Genomic DNA, 17,640 nt, shown 5'->3' on the forward strand with positions numbered 1-17,640 from the left:
ACTTACCCGCTTAAGACCGCCAAATTTTAAAAACTCTTTAACTACCTTTAGCTTGAACTGCTTGCTGTACTTGCTCATAAAAACCCCCTTGGTTGGACATAACGTCCAACTTTTGGGGGTCAGTTCAAGGCGGGAGTTTTATTAATACTGGGGGTTGATCACTTCTTGGACATGGCACGCTCTGCAACCAATGTGTTGGGCAATGGATTGGCTACTGCGGTAATCTCTAAGTGGGAGGGCGAATTAGACCCTCACCAATCCAAGCAATAAAGTAAGGAATTTAACTTCTTCCGGTGCTTCCAAAGCCGCCTGCACCACGACTACTTTCTGTGAACTCCTCAACCACTTTGAGTTCTACTTGTTGGACAGGCATGACTACCAATTGAGCTAATCGCTCCATTGGTTCGAGTTTGAATGCTGTAGATCCGCGATTCCAGGTGCTGACCATCAGTTGGCCTTGGTAGTCAGAGTCAATTAATCCCACTAGATTTCCGAGAACGATTCCGTGTTTATGGCCTAGGCCAGAGCGCGGGAGGATGAATGCCGCATAGCGTGGGTCTTCTACATAAATTGCTAAACCTGTTGGCACGAGTACGGTTTGGCCAGGAGCAATTTCAATAGCCTCATCAATGCAGGCGCGCAGATCTAATCCAGCGCTACCAGGCGTTCCATATGAAGGTAATTGATCGCGCATGCGCTCATCGAGAATTTTTACTTGAAGTTCTTGCATAGAATTTCCTAAAGCGGGATAAAAATAATTGAAATGAGTTTTAGATGAGACTAGATTTTTTTAGCGACTATCTGAATTAGCTGACGTGCGAGTTGTAGCTTTTCAGCTTTAGCAATTTTCTTGCTACCACCCTCATCAATGATGAGGAGTTGGTTGAGATCGCTACCAAAAGTATCTGGGCCAATATTGCCCACTACCATCGGAATGCGCTTGCGCTTACGCTTCTCTTCAGCATGTTTTTGGAGGTCGGTGGATTCAGCTGCAAAGCCCACGCAATATGGATGCGCCTTACCATCTTTGGATTTGACCGTTTTAGCCATAGCGGCAAGTATGTCTGGGTTGGCCACAAACTCTAAGTTTGGAGCTTGCTTGCTATGGCGTTTAATCTTTTCTTTCGCTGGCTTGGAAATGCCCCAGTCAGCAACCGCAGCAACTGCAAAGAAAATATCGCAGTCGGAAGATTGCATTGTGGCTGCGTGCATTTCATTAGCGCTGACTACATCAGTGCGGGTAATTTTTCCAGTTGCAACTAGTGGGGTATCCAAATCGCAAGGCCCAGCGACGAGATGAACTTCTGCGCCAGCTTCAACAGCTGCACGTGCGATTGCAAAGCCCATCTTGCCTGAGCTACGGTTAGTGATGCCGCGTACGGGATCAATAGCTTCAAAGGTGGGGCCGGCAGTAATGAGTACGCGTTTACCTACTAATGGTTTTTTTTGAAAGAAGGCAATCAGTTGCTCTGTAATTTCAGCGGGCTCGAGCATACGTCCATAGCCCACTTCGCCACATGCCTGAAAGCCACTTGCTGGGCCGAGTAATGTAACTTTGTCCGCAATCAGTCGCTCTACACTTCTTTGTGTAGCCGCATGTTCCCACATTTGTTTATTCATGGCAGGAGCCAGTAACAGTGGGCAATCTCTTGCTAGGCAAAGGGTTGTCAGTAAATCATCTGCTAAGCCAAGAGAGAGCTTAGCCATGAGATCCGCGCTGGCCGGTGCAATCAAAATCGCATCTGCCGCTCTAGAAAGTTCAATATGAGCCATGTTGTTAGCAATGCTGCTATCCCATTGGCTGGTGTAAACAGGATTACCTGTGAGCGCCTGCATAGTGACTGGAGTCACGAATTGCTGTGCAGCTTCTGTCATCACCACTTGCACGCTCGCCCCTTCTTGCATCAACTGACGCGCTAGCTCGGCAGACTTATAGGCTGCAATGCCACCGGAGATACCAAGAAGAATTTTCTTATTTAAAAGTGATTGCATGGCGCCGGCTTAAAGGGGTTGGGAAGTTTTGCCAAATGACTTACTTAGCTCGCCCCAAATAATGAGGACTGCACCGATGCAAATAGCGCTATCAGCAATATTGAAGGCTGGCCAATGCCAGTTAGCGTAATGCAGGTCGATAAAGTCCACTACAGCGCCATACATGATGCGATCGAGGACATTGCCTAGTGCGCCACCCAGAATGAGGCTGAGGGCCCAACAGAGCATTTTGTCGGCTAGGCTCTTACGTAGTAACCAGAGAATATACGCGGAAGCTACTAAGCCAAGGCCGGTAAAGAACCAGCGCTGCCAACCAGAACCCTGCGCTAAAAATGAGAATGCTGCCCCTGGATTAAATAGTAAGAGCCAGTTCATAAATGGCAAAACAGGTTCAGGTACGCCTAACTGCAAATTACTTAAGGCGGACCATTTGCTCAACTGGTCTAGCAACAGCGTAACAATTGCAATCGCTAGATAACGGAGAAATGATAGGTTTGCGTTCATATATCTTTTTTACGCAAATAAGCGTGCTTCGCCATTACCAAAGAGATTGCCAATGCAGCGGCCACACAGCTCTGGATGTTCAGCATTCGCACCAATATCTTGAGTGTGGTGCCAGCAACGACCACATTTCTTATATTGGCTGCCGCGAACGAGCACTTCAAGGCCTGCATGACTGAGCTCTATAGTGGCGCTCGAGGTGATGGTTACAAAGCGCAAGTCATCTTTCAGGGAATGCAGAATTGCGAAATCAACGTCACCAACTTTGATGGTAAGTTCGGCTTGCAAGGATGAGCCTACATTACCCGCTTCCCGTTCAATCTCAATTGCTTTAGTTACTTCGGAACGAATTTCACGTACACGGTTCCATTTGGCAAGAAGTTCAGTGGCTTGAGCGATTTCTGGGAAAGCGCCGAATTCTTCCATGAAAATGGATTCACTTAACTTCTCATCCGCACCATGCGGGAATGACAACCAAGCTTCCTCAGCAGTAAAGGATAGGAACGGTGCTAGCCATTTAAGTAGATTGCGCGTGATGTGGAAGAGGGCGTTCTGTGCCGCACGACGCTCTTTCGAATCTGGCGCACTTGTATAGAGACGGTCTTTCAGAATATCTAAGTAGAAACCACCTAAATCTTCTGAGCAGAAAGTCAGCATGCGCGCTACAGCCGGCTGGAACTCATAAGCCTTGTAGTGTGCCTGCACATCTTGCTGTAACTGATTGGCGAGTGCAACAGCATAGCGATCAATCTCTAACCATTCATTGGCGGGTATCGCATGCTTGCTTGGGTCAAAGTCAGATAGATTGGCCAATAAGAAACGCAATGTATTACGAATACGGCGATAGCTTTCTACAACACGTTTTAGAATCTCATCAGAGATGGTCATCTCACCGGAGTAGTCAGTAGATGCAACCCAGAGACGAATAATCTCTGCACCCAACTTATCGGCAACTTGCTGTGGAGCAATCACGTTACCAACAGACTTACTCATCTTGCGGCCTTGGCCATCAACGGTAAAGCCATGCGTTAGGAGTGCTTTATATGGTGGCTTGCCATCAAGCATGGCGCCAGTGAGTAAAGAGGAGTGGAACCAGCCGCGGTGTTGGTCTGAACCTTCAAGATATAGATCGACTAAACGACCATCTGCGTTTTCAGCTTCAGGGCGATAGAGTTCATTGCGGTGTGAGCCACGAATCACGTGCCAGTGTGTAGTTCCGGAGTCAAACCAGACATCTAAGGTATCGCGATTCTTCTCGTATTGAGCGGCTTCTTCACCAAGCAATTCAGCTACGTCAAGTTTTTGCCAGGCTTCAATACCTTCTTTTTCAACATGCTTCGCAATTTCTTCAAGCAATTCGACTGTTCGAGGATGTGGCTCACCACTTTCTTTGTGAACAAAGAAAGCCATTGGTACGCCCCACTGACGCTGACGTGACAAAGTCCAATCAGGGCGGTTGGCAATCATGCTATTCAAACGTTGTTTACCCCAGGCCGGGAAGAACTCCGTGTTTTCAATACCAGCCAATGCAGTCTCGCGCAAACTTGCGCTGCCGTCAGATGGTTTTTTGTCCATGCTTGCAAACCACTGTGAGGTCGCGCGATAAATAATCGGCGACTTGTGACGCCAGCAGTGCATGTAGGAGTGGGTATAGGTCTTGTCTCGCAAGAGGCTTCCTGCCTCACGCATGGCTTCCACAATCTTCGGATTAGCTTTCCAGATATATTCATTGGCAAAGAGTGGCAACCAAGATGCGTAGACACCATTACCCATGACTGGGTTCAAGATATCTTTATCAGCTAGTTTATTTGCTTTGCAAGATTTAAAGTCTTCCTCACCATAGGCTGGTGCAGAGTGCACAACACCAGTGCCGGTATCGAGCGTGACGTACTCAGCGGGATAGATTGGTGAGAGGCGCTTGTATCCCTCATGCAATGGAGTGAGCGGATGCCAGAAAGAGATGTTGGCTAGCTGACTACCCAAGCAAGTGCCAATCACTTTGCCTTCAAGACCAAAATCTTCCAGGCAAGTTTCTACACGGTCTTCAGCCAAGATGAGTAACTTATCGCCAGTGTCTACAAGGGCGTAGCTGAGCTCGGGATGCACATTGAGCGCTTGGTTTGATGGAATGGTCCAAGGGGTTGTTGTCCAAATCACGATCATTCCAGGCTTAGCCGGAATCTCAGGCAGACCAAATGCTTTTGCGAGCTGTGGGCGCTGTGCATCATCAAAAGCAAAACCAACGTCAACTGTTGGATCGGTTTTATCTTGGTACTCCACTTCAGCTTCAGCTAATGCAGAGCCGCAATCAAAACACCAGTTAACAGGCTTTAGGCCGCGGAAGACATACCCCTTTTCCCAGATCTTCCCAAGCGCACGAATTTCATCGGCTTCATTACGAAAGTTCATGGTGAGGTAGGGGTTGTTCCAGTCACCCAAAACGCCTAAGCGCTCAAAGTCGATCTTTTGTTTATCTACCTGCACTTGCGCATAGGCACGCGCCTTGGCCTGTACTTCAGCCGTCGGTAGATTTTTACCAAACTGTTTTTCAATCTGAATCTCAATCGGCATGCCATGGCAATCCCAGCCCGGGACATATGCTGAGTCAAAGCCCATCAACCAGCGGGACTTCACGATCATGTCTTTAAGAATCTTATTTACTGCATGACCAATATGAATATCACCGTTTGCATATGGAGGGCCATCATGCAAGATGAACTTCGGTTGATTGGCATGAGCCGCACGAATTTTTTCGTAAAGTTTATTTTTCTGCCATTGGGCAACCCATTGAGGCTCACGCTTTGGGAGGTCTCCCCGCATCGGGAACGACGTCTCTAGAAGATTGACGGGATAAGAGTTTTCTTTTTCAGACATAAGATTTTTTCTGGAAATAATTTCTGGCATGCGCTGCATCAGATGCAATCGCTTTTGTAAGGGTTTCGAGGTCAGAGTACTTCACCTCATCGCGGATTTTTTCTAAGAGCTCTACAGTAATAATTTTTCCGTAAACATCTGCGTTGTAATCAAAGATGTGTGTCTCGAGGAGAACGCGACCTTCATCTTCGACTGTTGGTCTTACGCCAAGACTGGCTACGGCGGGAAGTGCTTTATCACCAAGCCCCAATACCTGTGCGGTGTAGATGCCGGAGCATGCAGGCTTGCGGTGGTGGAGATGATTAGCAACAGCGAGATTGAGTGTGGGGAAGCCTAAGGTGCGCCCCAGCTTTTGTCCATGAATGACGTGACCAGAAATTCCGTAAGGACGCCCCAATAATTTGGTAGCTTGATCCATATCCCCATTAGCCAAGGCATTGCGCAATGCTGAGCTGGAAATTCTTTCACCATCTTCTTGCACAGTGTGAATGCTGGAAACTTCAAAACCAAATTTTTCCCCAGCTGCTTTGAGGCTTGCAAAGTTGCCGGCGCGTTTTGCGCCATAGCAAAAATCATCCCCAATCAAAATCCATTTCGCGTTGAGTTGTTTGACAATGATTTCAGAAACAAATTCTTCTGGAGTCAGCTTGGCAAATGCTTTGTTGAAATGCTCCACCACTACGCGATCAATACCAATGTCTGCAAACGCAGCAAGCTTGTCACGCAAATTCAGAATCCGTGGGGGCGCTTGTTCTGGGGAGAAAAATTCTTTAGGGTGTGGCTCGAAAGTCATCACACAGCTAACTAAGCCACGCTCTTGGGCGCCATCCTTCAGTTGCTTGAGCAGGGCGCGATGACCCCTGTGCACGCCATCGAAATTTCCGATGGTTAAGGCACAAGCTGGTCCTGCAGAAAACTGGGTAGGGCCACGGAATACGTTCACAAAATCGCTTTCAGGGTCGCTTTCGGGGTAACCATCAATTATATTGTGGGCATGCCATCTATCGTCACCTTAATCTCAGGCCGCGGATCCAATTTCGAGGCCATCGTCAAAACAGCTCAAAAAGAGCAGTGGACCGTCACTTTTGCTGGGGTGATCGCTAATCACTCTGCAGCTAAGGGCCTTGATTTTGCTCGCTCCCAGGGCATTCCTGCCTTTGCTATTGAGCACAAAGAGCATGCCACGCGCGAGTCCTTTGATGCTGCCCTTATCGCAAAAATCGATGAATTGGGTGCGGATTTGGTCGTTCTAGCCGGTTTTATGCGCATTCTGACCCCGGGCTTTATTCGTCATTTTGAGGGCCGACTCATCAATATTCATCCCGCCTTGCTACCAGCTTTCCCGGGTTTACATACCCACGAGCGGGCTTTGGAGGCTGGCGTAGCCGAACATGGGGCCAGCGTGCACTTCGTGACCGAAGGTGTGGACGAGGGCCCCATCATCTGCCAAGCTTCAGTTCCAGTGCTTCCGGGCGATGACGCGGATAGTTTGGCGGCGCGAGTTTTAGCTGCTGAGCATCGGATTTACCCGCGGGCCGTAAAATGGTTCCTAGATGGACGATTGCGAATAGAAGGTAATCAAGTTCAGGTTCAACCACCGGAGTCGCAATTAATAAAATTATGAGTAAAGAACGTTCATCCCGCGGAGCTAGCGCTGGCAATAAATCTGGATCGAGATCTGGATCACGCTTAGGCCCACAAAAAAGTTACGCAACTAAATCTAAAGATCCATTGCGTCGCCCAGAGCGTCGTAATGCGAGTGGAAACATCATTGCGCCTGAAGGCCAAAAGAACTTTTCCAATGCCAAGGCTTTGCCTCAGCATGCAATTCATTTGGAGCGCTTGCTTCCAGAGTTGTTGAACTTTGAGCAGCCTGCTGATCGTGTTGTGAGTCGGTATTTCCGCTCAGAGCCGCAGCTGGGTAATCGCGATCGCGCTTTGATTGCTGAGAGTGCTTTTGCTATCTTGCGCCGTAAAAATGAGTTCTCACAGTTCGCTTCAAGTGGCGAGGGCTCGCAGGCTAGACGCTTAGCCCTATTGGGTTTGCTGTCTGCTTTATCTGAAGGCGGTTTAGGTTCTGCAAACCGTGCTGAGAGCGCGATTGCTGACTTGGCCCACGTATTGAAGACGGGTGAGTACGAGTGGTTGCAACGTTTTGCAACTGTCGATCCATCGGCGCTCAATCCTTTGGTTCGAAATAATTTACCTGAATGGTTGTGGGATGCTTTTGGAAAATATCCTGGCGAAGAATCTCGTGAAGAATTAGCTAAATCACTCATGCATCCAGCGCTTTTGGATTTGCGTGCGAACACCATGAAGACAACTCGCGAACAATTACTCGCAGAGATGAATGCTCTTGGTGGACGCTATCAAGCAATACCAACTCCATATGCACCAGATGGTGTGCGCATCATGGGTAAGCCCGCTTTGCAAAATACCGTTGGCTTTAAAGCGGGAATGTTTGAGGTTCAGGATGAAGGTAGTCAGTTACTGGCTTACTTACTCGCCCCTAAACGTGGCGAGATGGTAGTGGACTTTTGTGCAGGTGCGGGCGGCAAGACTTTGGCGATTGGGGCAATCATGCGCTCTACAGGCCGCTTGTATGCTCTAGATACATCTGAGCGTCGCTTGGCCAATTTGAAGCCACGACAAGCCCGTAGCGGCCTCTCTAACGTGCATCCTGTATGGATTGATAGCGAGAATGATTCTAAGATCAAGCGCTTAGCTGGCAAAATTGACCGTGTTTTAGTGGATGCTCCTTGTAGCGGTATGGGTACTTTGCGGCGTAATCCAGATCTCAAATGGCGTCAGACCCCAGAGGGTGTTCTGGAGCTCAATCAAAAGCAGATGAATATCTTGGCCTCCGCAAGCCGCTTGCTCAAACCAGGTGGTCGCTTGGTTTATGCCACCTGCAGCCTATTGCCACAAGAAAACCAGCAAATTGCAGAGGATTTCTTGGCAAAGCACCCTAATTTTGAGGCTGTTCCTGCAGCTGAAGTTCTTAAGCCATTGTTTCCAAAGGATAAAATTCCTTTAGGATGTAGCTCTGATAACCCTTGGTGGCAGTTGTGGCCCCATATTCATGGTACGGATGGCTTCTTTGGGGCTGTTTTTCAGAAAAAAGCGGCTGTTTCTGCAGTAACTGTCGATAAAGATGACGAAAAGTCGGTAAAAGTCAAAAGCAAGAAAGCCGCTAAAGAACTAAAATAAGGGTTTAGACCTCTTCGGGGATACCCTTTTGAATACAGTTTCAGGTTTTGATGCATTTCTCAGTTGGCTTGCTAATGGCTACTTAGATTGGACTTGGTGGCAGATCCTCGTTTTTACGCTGGTTGCTACTCACATCACTATTGCTAGTGTCACCATCTTTTTGCATCGCTGCCAGGCGCACCGCGCTTTGGAATTGCATCCCATCATGTCCCATTTTTTTCGCTTTTGGCTATGGCTGACAACGGGCATGGTGACTAAAGAGTGGGCAGCGATTCATCGCAAACACCACGCCAAGTGTGAGACTGTGGATGATCCACATAGTCCGCAAGTTCTCGGTATCAAGACCGTACTTTCTCGCGGCGCCGAGTTGTATAAAAAAGAATCACGCAATCAAGAAACCTTAGATAGGTTTGGTCATGGCACGCCAGATGATTGGCTCGAGCACAATATCTATTCCAAGTTTTCTTGGCAAGGGGTTGCTTTGATGTTGATCATCGACGTGTTCTTGTTCGGCGCAATTGGTTTAACGGTGTGGGCGGTGCAGATGCTGTGGATTCCGATTACTGCTGCTGGAATTATTAATGGCATTGGTCACTACTGGGGTTATCGTAATTACGACTTCGAGGATGCCTCAAGAAACATTTTCCCTTGGGGAATTTTGATTGGTGGTGAAGAGCTACATAACAACCACCATACTTTTGCTACAAGCGCTAAGCTCTCTAGTAAGTGGTACGAGTTTGATATTGGTTGGATGTACATTCAGATGATGAGTGCAGTGGGCTTGGCCAAAGTGAAGAAGACTTCTCCAAAGCCAGTTCTAAGCGACTTACGTCCTGCCGATCAAGGTACGCTCGAAGCCATCATTGCTAACCGTTATGAAATCATGGCTCGCTATAGCAAGACTCTGAGCACTTTCTTTAACAATGAAGTTCAGCATATGCAAGTCTTGGCTGCTCACTTAAAAGATGCACGTGCCTGGCTAGGTAAAGATGAATCTCGTTTGACTGAGGATGAAAAAATCAAACTGGAAGAGCTGATGGCAACGAATGCACAGCTGCGAAAGATGATTGAGATGCGTCGTGATTTGCAGGCGATCTGGAGTCGTTCCAATGCTACGGGTGATCAATTGGTTTCTCAGTTGCATGCCTGGTGCCAGCACGCCGAGGAAAGTGGTCTATCGAGTTTGCGCGACTTCTCATTGAGATTGCGTCGCTACGCTTAAGGGAAAAATCTAGACAATAAAAAACCCGCTGAAGTAGCGGGTTTTTTATTTGCTACAAATAAATATCGAATCGATAAATTACTTGAGCTTTGTTTCTTTGTAAGCAACGTGCTTGCGAATGGTTGGATCGAACTTCATGATCTCCATTTTCTCAGGCTTTGTACGCTTGTTTTTTGAAGTTGTATAGAAGTGACCAGTACCAGCTGATGACTCTAATTTGATTTTTTCTCTGCCGCCTTTAGCCATTTGTGCGCTCCTTAAATTTCGCCACGTGCGCGGAGATCAGACAACACAGCATCAATGCCGTTCTTGTCGATAACGCGCAAACCAGCATTGGTTAAGCGCAAGCTAATCCAACGGTTTTCAGATTCAACCCAGAAACGACGATTTTGCAAATTCGGCAAAAAGCGACGCTTCGTTTTATTGTTTGCATGGGATACATTGTTGCCAACCATCGGCTTCTTCCCAGTGACTTGGCAAACTTTTGCCATGACATAACTCCATTAATTGCGAAAAAAGAAGATTGTATCAGTCTCCGAGTACTTTGATCTACCCTTAATTAGGTTTAGTTTTGGGGAATTGGCTATCTAGCTAGTAATACTGGTCAAAAATGCTCAATAAGTTAGTGATTACTTCTAATTAAAGTCATTTTTCATAAGACCTGCATCTGAAAATGAGAAAAAACCGCTCTCACTGACAATGCAATGGTCCAAGAGGGGAATATCCACCATTTGTAAGGCTTTAGACAGCATTTTGGTTAATTCCTGGTCGGCTATGCTGGGAAGTGGGTTTCCGCTTGGGTGGTTATGGGCCACGATGAGGGCGCTGGCGTTCCTTGCAAGGGCTTCCTTAAGGATTTCTCGGGGGTAGACCGCGGTATGGGTCAGGGAGCCTCTAAAGAGCTCCTGGCACTCAATTAGGTGCAGACGGGAGTCAAGGTATAGGCAAAGAAAGACTTCATGTGGCAGGCGCCCAAATCGGGCTTGCAAGAACTCTTTGACATACCCAGGCGATGAGACAACAGACTCCTGGGAGAGAGTTTTCTCGAGACTGCGCTTTACGAGCTCATAAGCAGCTTGAATTTGTGACCACTTGGAAATACCCATGCCATGAATCTGGGTTAATTCTTCTGGGGTGCAGGACAGTAAGCGCGGCAAATTGCCGAAATGGTGGAGCAGATCCTCGGCCAAGGCCACCGCAGATTTGCCTTTCACGCCAACGCGTAGAAAGATCGCAAGCAGCTCAGCATCGCTCAGTGCTGCCGCCCCAAGGGCGCGGAGTTTCTCGCGAGGCTGATCGATTTTTGGCCAATCCGTAATGGGTGAGTGCACGCTGGGGTCGGGCCTAGATACAATTACCTTATGACTAAGCTTACGGTTTTGCCCAACTCCTTCTTGACTCTCAACTATCGGCTGACTTTGCCTAGTGGGGATGATTACATCAATACTTTTATCGATCGCCCTGCGACGGTGCTGATGGGTTCTGGACAATTTGCGCCTTGTTTTGAAAAGGTGTTGATTGGATTGGCTGTGGGTGAAAAGAAAAGCGCCTTGTTGCCGCCAGAAGAAAGTTTTGGCGAGCGCAAGGAAGAATTAATTCAGTGGGTTTCTTTGGGCGCGCTCAAAGAAGGTCGCGATGATGATGCGGAATTTAATCCCGGCGACGTGATTGAATTTAATGCGCCTGGTGGCGCGCAATATGCTGGTGTATTGCAATCGATTAACGAAGAGGGTGCTTGGTTTGACTTCAATCATCCGCTTGCTGGAAGGCCCGTTACCTTCGAAGCAGAAATCGTCGCGATTCTCTAACGAATGAGTAATCAAGCCCCAGCAGAAATTTTGATGGCACAACCCCGCGGCTTTTGCGCGGGAGTTGATCGGGCAATCAATATCGTTAATGAAGCTCTGACGCGCTTTGGCGCGCCGATTTATGTACGTCATGAAATTGTTCACAACGCCTATGTCGTAAATGGACTGCGTGAAAAAGGTGCCGTATTTGTCGATGAGCTGCATGAAGTGCCTAAGGGCGGCATCGTCGTGTTTAGCGCTCATGGCGTTTCTCAAGAGGTGCGTAAGGATGCTGAGGCGCGTGGACTGCAGGTGTATGACGCTACTTGCCCCTTGGTCACCAAGGTTCATCTTGAGGTTGTCAAGATGTGTAAGGATGGTTTTACGGTCTTGATGATTGGTCATGCTGGGCACCCTGAAGTTGAAGGCACGATGGGGCAGGCAACAGAAGGCGTGCATCTGATTGAAAAAGTAGCTGATGTTGCTAAGCTGCCTTTTGCTGAGAATGAAAAAATTGCTTTTGTAACGCAAACCACACTCTCCGTAGATGAGACAAAAGAAATCGTCGACGCCTTAACCCAAAAATTCCCAAATATTGTTCAGCCACGCAAGCAAGATATTTGTTACGCCACTCAAAACCGTCAAGATGCTGTGAAATTTATGGCACCTCAAGTTGAGGTAGTTATTGTGGTGGGAAGCAAAGCAAGTTCGAACTCGAATCGCTTGCGTGAATTAGCTGAAAAGTTGGGTGTACCTGCCTACATGGTGGATGCCCCCGAACAACTGCAAGCAGAATGGTTTACCGGCAAGAAGCGAGTGGGTCTTACTGCGGGTGCGTCGGCTCCAGAAAGTCTAGCGCTCTCGATTGTGGAAAAGATTCAGGAGTTTGGCCCGCGATCTATTCGCAATCTTGAGGGTGTGGTCGAAGACATCACCTTCTCGCTGCCAAAGAATTTAGTTGGCTAGTTATAAAAAATAAAGGAGCCTTAGGCTCCTTTATCGCATTTTATCGAGATGCTTTTAGGCAACTTGCTTGAGCAACTCTCTCAAGATATTGCACATCTGACGAATTTCATCATCAGATACATTCAGTGCGGGCATAAAGCGCAACAGATTAGGTCTTGGCGAGTTAATGAGCAATCCCTCTGGACCTCTGTCGCGAGCGAGTTCAACTAGCTTACCGCCAACATCACTGCTCAACATGAGGGCGCGTAACAAGCCTTCGCCGCGCTCACCTTCTAAATTAAATTCTGCGGAGATGGCTAGCAATTCTTTGCTCAGTAGCTCGCCTTTAGCGCGAACAGACTCCAGAAAACCTGGCGCTAATAGTTGTTCGATCACGCTGATACCAACAGCAGTCATGAGTGGGTTACCGTTATAGGTGCCACCTTGATCGCCTGGAACGAAGCAAGCAACTGCATCAGTTGCTAATAGCGCTGCCAGAGGAATGCCACCACCAATGCCCTTACCTAGGGTCATGATGTCTGGTTCGATACCGTAATGTTGATAGGCAAATAATTTTCCAGTACGACCACAGCCAGCCTGCACTTCATCCACGATTAACAAAATATTGTTTTCTTTAGTGAATTGACGCAGGCTTTGCATAAATTCTTTAGTGCTTGGGATTACGCCGCCTTCGCCTTGAACCGGCTCGAGCATGACTGCAACGGTTTTATCAGTCACCAGTTTTTTGACGGAATCTAAATCATTTAAATCCGCTTTTGGAAAGCCGGGAACTTGTGGAGCAAACATGGTGTCCCAGCCCGGCTTACCAGATGCGCTCATAGTGGCCAGGGTGCGGCCATGAAAGCTGTGGTCAAAGGTAATGATTTCAAAAGCGCCAGACTTATTGAGTTGACCCCATTTACGTGCCAGCTTGATAGCGCCTTCATTTGCCTCGGCGCCGCTATTAGCAAAAAACACTTTATTAAAGCAGCTGTTATCAGTTAGTAAATTAGATAAGCGAATCATCGGCTCGTTATAAAAAGCCGGACTTGGATTTATAAGCTTCTTAGCCTGTGCATTCAGCACTTCAATCATGCCTGGATTACTGTGACCGAGACAATTCACAGCCCAGCCTTGCAAGAAGTCTAAGTAACGCTTGCCATTGTTATCGGTGAGCCATGAGCCTTTACCCTCGACCATGACCAACTCTGGGCGCGGGGTAATAAACATCACTGAATGGGCATCTACGGATTGGGCTGGCTTATTCATATCGTGTGCAAAGTGAGATCAAATGAGGTTTCTATTATCGCGCTTAGTCAGTTAGTTTGTGGCGAGGTCTGCTGCGCTGGTAAAGGAGTCCGCAAAGAATTCGTCTTCAGGCAGCTTGCATTGAGATGAAAAGTCCTGGCGGGCTGCATTGACCATGACGGGGGCGCCACAGGCATAGACCTGGTAAGGGCTCATATCAGGATGGTCAGAGATCACAGCTTGATGCACAAAGCCTGTGCGCCGAGTCCATTGATCCTCGGGGAGGGCATCTGAAATGACTGGGATGTATTTGAAGTCTGGAATGTTTTTTGCCCATGACTGACAGAGTTCATCGAGGTAAAGGTCACTGGGACGACGTCCACCCCAATACAGATGAATAGGGCGATGAATCTTTTTGAGCTGCATTTGCTCAACGATAGACTTGATTGGTGCAAAACCAGTGCCTGCCGCAACCAAGATAATCGGCCTCTTGGAGTCTTCTCTGAGGAAGAAGCTGCCTAAAGGCCCTTCAAAACGCAGGATATCTTTTTCTTTCAGTACCGGATCTTTTGCACCAAAAACAAAATCGGTAAAGAGCCCGCCCGGTAAGTGGCGAATATGTAGCTCGAGAGGGCCCTCTTGATCGGGGGAATTGGCAATGGAATAAGCACGACGTTGCCCATCTTTGAGTAGGAACTCTAAATATTGCCCAGCCAGAAATTGAAAGCGCTCAGTAGCTGGTAATTGCAATTTCAGAATCGCTACGTCAGCACTGGGTTTGGTGATCGCATTTACGCGACAGGGAACCTTGCGGATGGCAATATCGCCAGCGCCTTGAACTTCACGAGCTTCAATGAGGAGGTCTGATTTAGGGTGGGCGCAGCAAAACAAGATGCCTCCAGCAGCTTCATCAGCAGGGCTTAATGCTGCAGCACTATGTTGGCCATGTTCTACCTGACCCTCTAGAATCTTGCCTTTGCAAGAACCGCAGGCACCGTTTTTACAGCCATAGGGAAGGGTGATGCCCTGCTGTAAGGCTGCTTCCAAAAGGGTCTCATCCTTTTGGACGGTAAATTGTTTGCCGCTCGCCTTGAGCGTGACTTGGTAAGACACTCTCATTCCTTTCAATAAATCGTTACGATGTGACCTATGCAATCTTTTGGTAAATCTCGAATCCTGATCGTTGGCTGCGGCGACATTGGCCTACGTGTTGCTAAGCAGCTTGCTCGAAGTCATCGCGTGTATGCCCTAACTTCCCAGAAAGCACGTTTTCAGGAGTTGAGAGCGGTTGGCGCGATTCCGATTTTGGGGGATTTGGATAAGCCCGATAGCTTGTGGCGCTTAAGTGGATTGGCACAAACCATAATCCACTTGGCACCACCCCAAAATACAGGTCATCGTGATTACCGAACTCGCAACCTCCTACGAATTTTATCCCAAGGCTTAGATACTGTTGGGCGCTTGATTTATGTGAGCACCACCGGTGTATATGGCGATCATGCGGGTGGCAGAGTGAGTGAAGTGACGCCCGTGAATCCCCAAAGCGAGCGAGCCAAGCGGCGGGTAGATGCAGAAAATTGCCTGGGTCTTTGGGCCCCTGCTCACGGCGTAGTGCTCACCATTCTGCGTGTGCCGGGCATCTATGCTGCCGACCGACTGCCAGTTGAGCGTATTCAGGCGGGCACGCCTGCCTTAATTGCATCTGAGGATGCCTACTCAAACCATATTCAGAGTGATGATTTAGCAAGGTTGATTTGTGCCGCCGTGTATCACGGTAAACCACAGCGTGTCATTAATGCCTGTGACGGTGGTGAAACCAAAATGGGTGATTACTTTGATGAAGTGGCTAATGCGTTTGGTTTGAATCGACCACCAAGATTGCCGGCTGAGCAGTTGGAGAAAATCGTATCCCCGATGCTGTGGTCTTTTATGCGGGAGTCGCGACGCGTTACAAATACACGACTAGCAGAATTAAAAACCCCGCTACGCTATCCCAGCGTCGCAGAGTTTCTGAAAACTATTTCCAAGAATCCTTAAGGCCAACCGTGCGGTTGAATACCGGTTGACCTGGTTTGGAATCGCTTTGGTCTGCAACAAAGTAACCGTGACGCTCAAACTGGAACCGATCTTCTGCTTTAGAGTCCTTCATGCAAGGCTCTAGGTAGGCAGTAATTGTTTGTTTGGAATTCGGGTTGATAGCATCAAGGAAATTCTTATCACCACCATCCGGATGCGGATCATTAAACAGGTGGTCATAAAGACGCACTTGTGCTGGCACAGCTTCTGCTGCGCTGACCCAATGAATATTGCCCTTCACCTTGTAATTATTGGAGCCGGGGGTGCCGCTCTTACTATCAGGGAAGTGAGTCGCGTTAATTTGAATCACATTGCCATTGGCATCTACTTCAAAGCCAGTGCACTCAATCACAAAGCCATGTCGTAAGCGTACGCGTCCACCGGCTTGATTACCAATCGGTGGATACAGTCTAAAGAATCCCTTAACAGGTTCTTTCATAAAGTCATCCTCTTCGATCCACAATTCTTTTGTGAAATGAAACTCGCGATTGCCCCACTCGGGATGTTGTGGATGACGCGGAGCTGAGCAAGTTTCGCTCGCAGATACATCAAAGTTTTCAATCACGAGTTTGAGTGGCTTAAGAACCGCTGTGGCACGCGGGGCCTTGGCTTCAAGGTCATCCCGTAGTGCTTGATCTAGGGTGCTCATATCGATCCAGCTATCCGCTTTGGAGACGCCAATGCGCTCACAGAACAATCGAATGCTCTCAGGCGTATAACCTCTACGACGAATACCTACAATCGTTGGCATCCGTGGATCATCCCAGCCATCAACCTGTTTTTCTTCTACCAATTGCAGTAACTTGCGCTTGCTGGTGATGGTGTAAGTTAAGTTGAGGCGGGCGAATTCATATTGATGTGGAACTGGAGTTTTGAAGATCCCTAGTTCTGCTAATGAGGCTACGATCCAGTCGTAGAGCGGACGATTATTTTCAAATTCCAATGTGCAGATAGAGTGTGAAACATTTTCCAGTGCATCAGAAATGCAGTGCGTGAAATCATACAAAGGATAGATGCACCACTTGCTACCGGTGCGGTGGTGATCAGTGTGACGAATGCGATAAACCACGGGGTCACGCATCACAATATTCGGATGCGCCATATCAATCTTCAGCCGCAGAACATGTTCACCGTCTTTAAATTTACCATCACGCATCTCGCGGAATAAAGCCAGGTTCTCATCGGGAGTGCGGTCACGGTAAAGACTATTTTTTCCAGCTTGGCCAAAGTTGCCGCGATTGGTATGAATGTCATCCGCACTTTGACTATCCACATACGCTTTGCCATTCTGAATCAGAATTTCTGCAAACTCATAGAGTTGGTCAAAGTAATCACTTGCGTGATAAAGGTGTGTACCCCAATCAAACCCGAGCCATTTAACGGCGTCCAAAATACTGTCGGCGTACTCAATATCTTCTTTAACTGGATTGGTGTCATCCAAGCGCATATTGCAACGTGCACCGCCCGCTTGATTGTTGTAATCAGCGGCTAAGCCAAAGTTCAGACAGATACTTTTAGCGTGACCAATATGGAGATAGCCATTAGGCTCTGGTGGAAAACGCGTAATGATGGAGGGGATAGCTTGACCGCTGCGATCGCTACGGTTCTGGTAGGCGCCACTCGCCAAGTCATGATCGATAATCTGGCGCAAAAAGTTGGAGGGCTCAGCAACTGTGCTGGCAGGCGATTTAGAGGGTTTGCTATCTTGGGACATGCGCCCATTGTAGAGAAAAGACCCGCCAATAAAGAAAAAGCCCGCAAACTGCTGCGGGCTCGTTTCTGGGA

At 48.0% G+C, this 17,640-nt stretch carries 17 protein-coding genes and 1 pseudogene; 7 read left to right on the forward strand and 11 right to left on the reverse strand.

Going from position 1 to position 17,640, the window contains the following annotated elements; genetic code table 11:
• Positions 1-129 precede the first annotated feature (129 nt).
• A pseudogene (locus tag ACIQZ3_RS06575) lies at positions 130-270 on the forward strand (cation:dicarboxylate symporter family transporter); the annotation flags it as partial.
• A gap of 10 nt (positions 271-280) precedes the next feature.
• Here ACIQZ3_RS06575 and dut read toward each other — a convergent pair.
• Genes dut through ACIQZ3_RS06600 form a run of 5 tightly spaced genes read right to left on the reverse strand, consistent with a single transcriptional unit; the run spans position 281 to position 6,310 of the window.
• Positions 281-730, reverse strand: a complete 450-nt coding sequence (gene dut / locus ACIQZ3_RS06580) for a dUTP diphosphatase (RefSeq protein ID WP_397391481.1) — start codon at positions 728-730, stop codon at positions 281-283.
• Between the two features lie 50 nt (positions 731-780).
• A complete protein-coding gene (gene coaBC / locus ACIQZ3_RS06585) occupies positions 781-1,992 on the reverse strand; it encodes a bifunctional phosphopantothenoylcysteine decarboxylase/phosphopantothenate--cysteine ligase CoaBC (RefSeq protein WP_397391483.1) in 1,212 nt (403 codons plus the stop codon).
• Between the two features lie 9 nt (positions 1,993-2,001).
• Positions 2,002-2,496: a signal peptidase II gene (lspA, locus tag ACIQZ3_RS06590; protein WP_397391485.1), complete on the reverse strand. Its 495-nt coding sequence runs from the start codon at positions 2,494-2,496 to the stop codon at positions 2,002-2,004.
• Positions 2,497-2,505: 9 nt separating this feature from the next.
• Entirely contained in the window at positions 2,506-5,385 is a 2,880-nt protein-coding gene (gene ileS, locus ACIQZ3_RS06595; protein WP_397391550.1) for an isoleucine--tRNA ligase, read from the reverse strand.
• Positions 5,360-6,310 carry a bifunctional riboflavin kinase/FAD synthetase gene (locus tag ACIQZ3_RS06600; RefSeq protein ID WP_397391487.1) on the reverse strand — a complete coding sequence of 317 codons (951 nt, stop codon included), beginning with the start codon at positions 6,308-6,310 and terminating at the stop codon, positions 5,360-5,362. The genes ileS and ACIQZ3_RS06600 overlap by 26 nt, the downstream gene beginning before the upstream one ends.
• 51 nt (positions 6,311-6,361) lie before the next feature.
• Here ACIQZ3_RS06600 and purN point away from each other — a divergent pair, with 51 nt between their 5' ends.
• Genes purN through ACIQZ3_RS06615 form a run of 3 tightly spaced genes read left to right on the forward strand, consistent with a single transcriptional unit; the run spans position 6,362 to position 9,799 of the window.
• A complete protein-coding gene (gene purN, locus ACIQZ3_RS06605; protein WP_397391489.1) occupies positions 6,362-6,991 on the forward strand; it encodes a phosphoribosylglycinamide formyltransferase in 630 nt (209 codons plus the stop codon).
• A complete protein-coding gene (locus ACIQZ3_RS06610; RefSeq protein ID WP_397391491.1) occupies positions 6,988-8,577 on the forward strand; it encodes an RsmB/NOP family class I SAM-dependent RNA methyltransferase in 1,590 nt (529 codons plus the stop codon). Before purN ends, ACIQZ3_RS06610 begins: the two co-directional genes overlap by 4 nt.
• A gap of 28 nt (positions 8,578-8,605) precedes the next feature.
• Positions 8,606-9,799 (forward strand): fatty acid desaturase, encoded by a 1,194-nt coding sequence (locus tag ACIQZ3_RS06615; protein WP_397391493.1) that lies wholly within the window; start codon positions 8,606-8,608, stop codon positions 9,797-9,799.
• Positions 9,800-9,877: 78 nt separating this feature from the next.
• On the opposite strand, the gene rpmG is transcribed toward ACIQZ3_RS06615, so the two are convergent.
• The 3 genes from rpmG to radC form a co-directional block, all read right to left on the reverse strand.
• Positions 9,878-10,045, reverse strand: a complete 168-nt coding sequence (gene rpmG, locus ACIQZ3_RS06620) for a 50S ribosomal protein L33 (protein ID WP_015421876.1) — start codon at positions 10,043-10,045, stop codon at positions 9,878-9,880.
• 11 nt (positions 10,046-10,056) lie between these two features.
• Positions 10,057-10,290, reverse strand: coding sequence for a 50S ribosomal protein L28 (rpmB, locus tag ACIQZ3_RS06625; protein ID WP_011903570.1), 234 nt, complete (start codon positions 10,288-10,290; stop codon positions 10,057-10,059).
• Between the two features lie 144 nt (positions 10,291-10,434).
• Positions 10,435-11,130 (reverse strand): DNA repair protein RadC, encoded by a 696-nt coding sequence (gene radC, locus ACIQZ3_RS06630; RefSeq protein ID WP_397391495.1) that lies wholly within the window; start codon positions 11,128-11,130, stop codon positions 10,435-10,437.
• Between the two features lie 30 nt (positions 11,131-11,160).
• Here radC and ACIQZ3_RS06635 point away from each other — a divergent pair, with 30 nt between their 5' ends.
• Positions 11,161-11,607 (forward strand): peptidylprolyl isomerase, encoded by a 447-nt coding sequence (locus tag ACIQZ3_RS06635; protein WP_397391497.1) that lies wholly within the window; start codon positions 11,161-11,163, stop codon positions 11,605-11,607.
• 3 nt (positions 11,608-11,610) lie between these two features.
• The gene (gene ispH / locus ACIQZ3_RS06640) at positions 11,611-12,552 is read left to right on the forward strand and encodes a 4-hydroxy-3-methylbut-2-enyl diphosphate reductase (protein ID WP_397391499.1); all 942 of its coding nucleotides are present in this window, start codon (positions 11,611-11,613) and stop codon (positions 12,550-12,552) included.
• Positions 12,553-12,606: 54 nt separating this feature from the next.
• Here ispH and ACIQZ3_RS06645 read toward each other — a convergent pair whose 3' ends face one another.
• Together ACIQZ3_RS06645 and ACIQZ3_RS06650 are read right to left on the reverse strand one after the other, a co-directional pair.
• Positions 12,607-13,800, reverse strand: a complete 1,194-nt coding sequence (locus ACIQZ3_RS06645) for an acetylornithine transaminase (protein ID WP_397391501.1) — start codon at positions 13,798-13,800, stop codon at positions 12,607-12,609.
• A gap of 51 nt (positions 13,801-13,851) precedes the next feature.
• Positions 13,852-14,892, reverse strand: coding sequence for a CDP-6-deoxy-delta-3,4-glucoseen reductase (locus tag ACIQZ3_RS06650; RefSeq protein ID WP_397391552.1), 1,041 nt, complete (start codon positions 14,890-14,892; stop codon positions 13,852-13,854).
• Positions 14,893-14,928: 36 nt separating this feature from the next.
• Between ACIQZ3_RS06650 and ACIQZ3_RS06655 the strand changes: the two genes are divergently transcribed.
• Complete coding sequence (locus ACIQZ3_RS06655; RefSeq protein ID WP_397391503.1) at positions 14,929-15,816, forward strand: SDR family oxidoreductase; 888 nt, start codon at positions 14,929-14,931, stop codon at positions 15,814-15,816.
• Here the strand turns inward: ACIQZ3_RS06655 and ACIQZ3_RS06660 are convergent.
• Positions 15,797-17,569: a glutamine--tRNA ligase/YqeY domain fusion protein gene (locus ACIQZ3_RS06660; protein ID WP_397391505.1), complete on the reverse strand. Its 1,773-nt coding sequence runs from the start codon at positions 17,567-17,569 to the stop codon at positions 15,797-15,799. The genes ACIQZ3_RS06655 and ACIQZ3_RS06660 overlap by 20 nt on opposite strands.
• Between the last annotated feature and the right edge of the window lie 71 nt (positions 17,570-17,640).

This window comes from Polynucleobacter sp. (assembly GCF_044342855.1).
Lineage (GTDB): Bacteria > Pseudomonadota > Gammaproteobacteria > Burkholderiales > Burkholderiaceae > Polynucleobacter.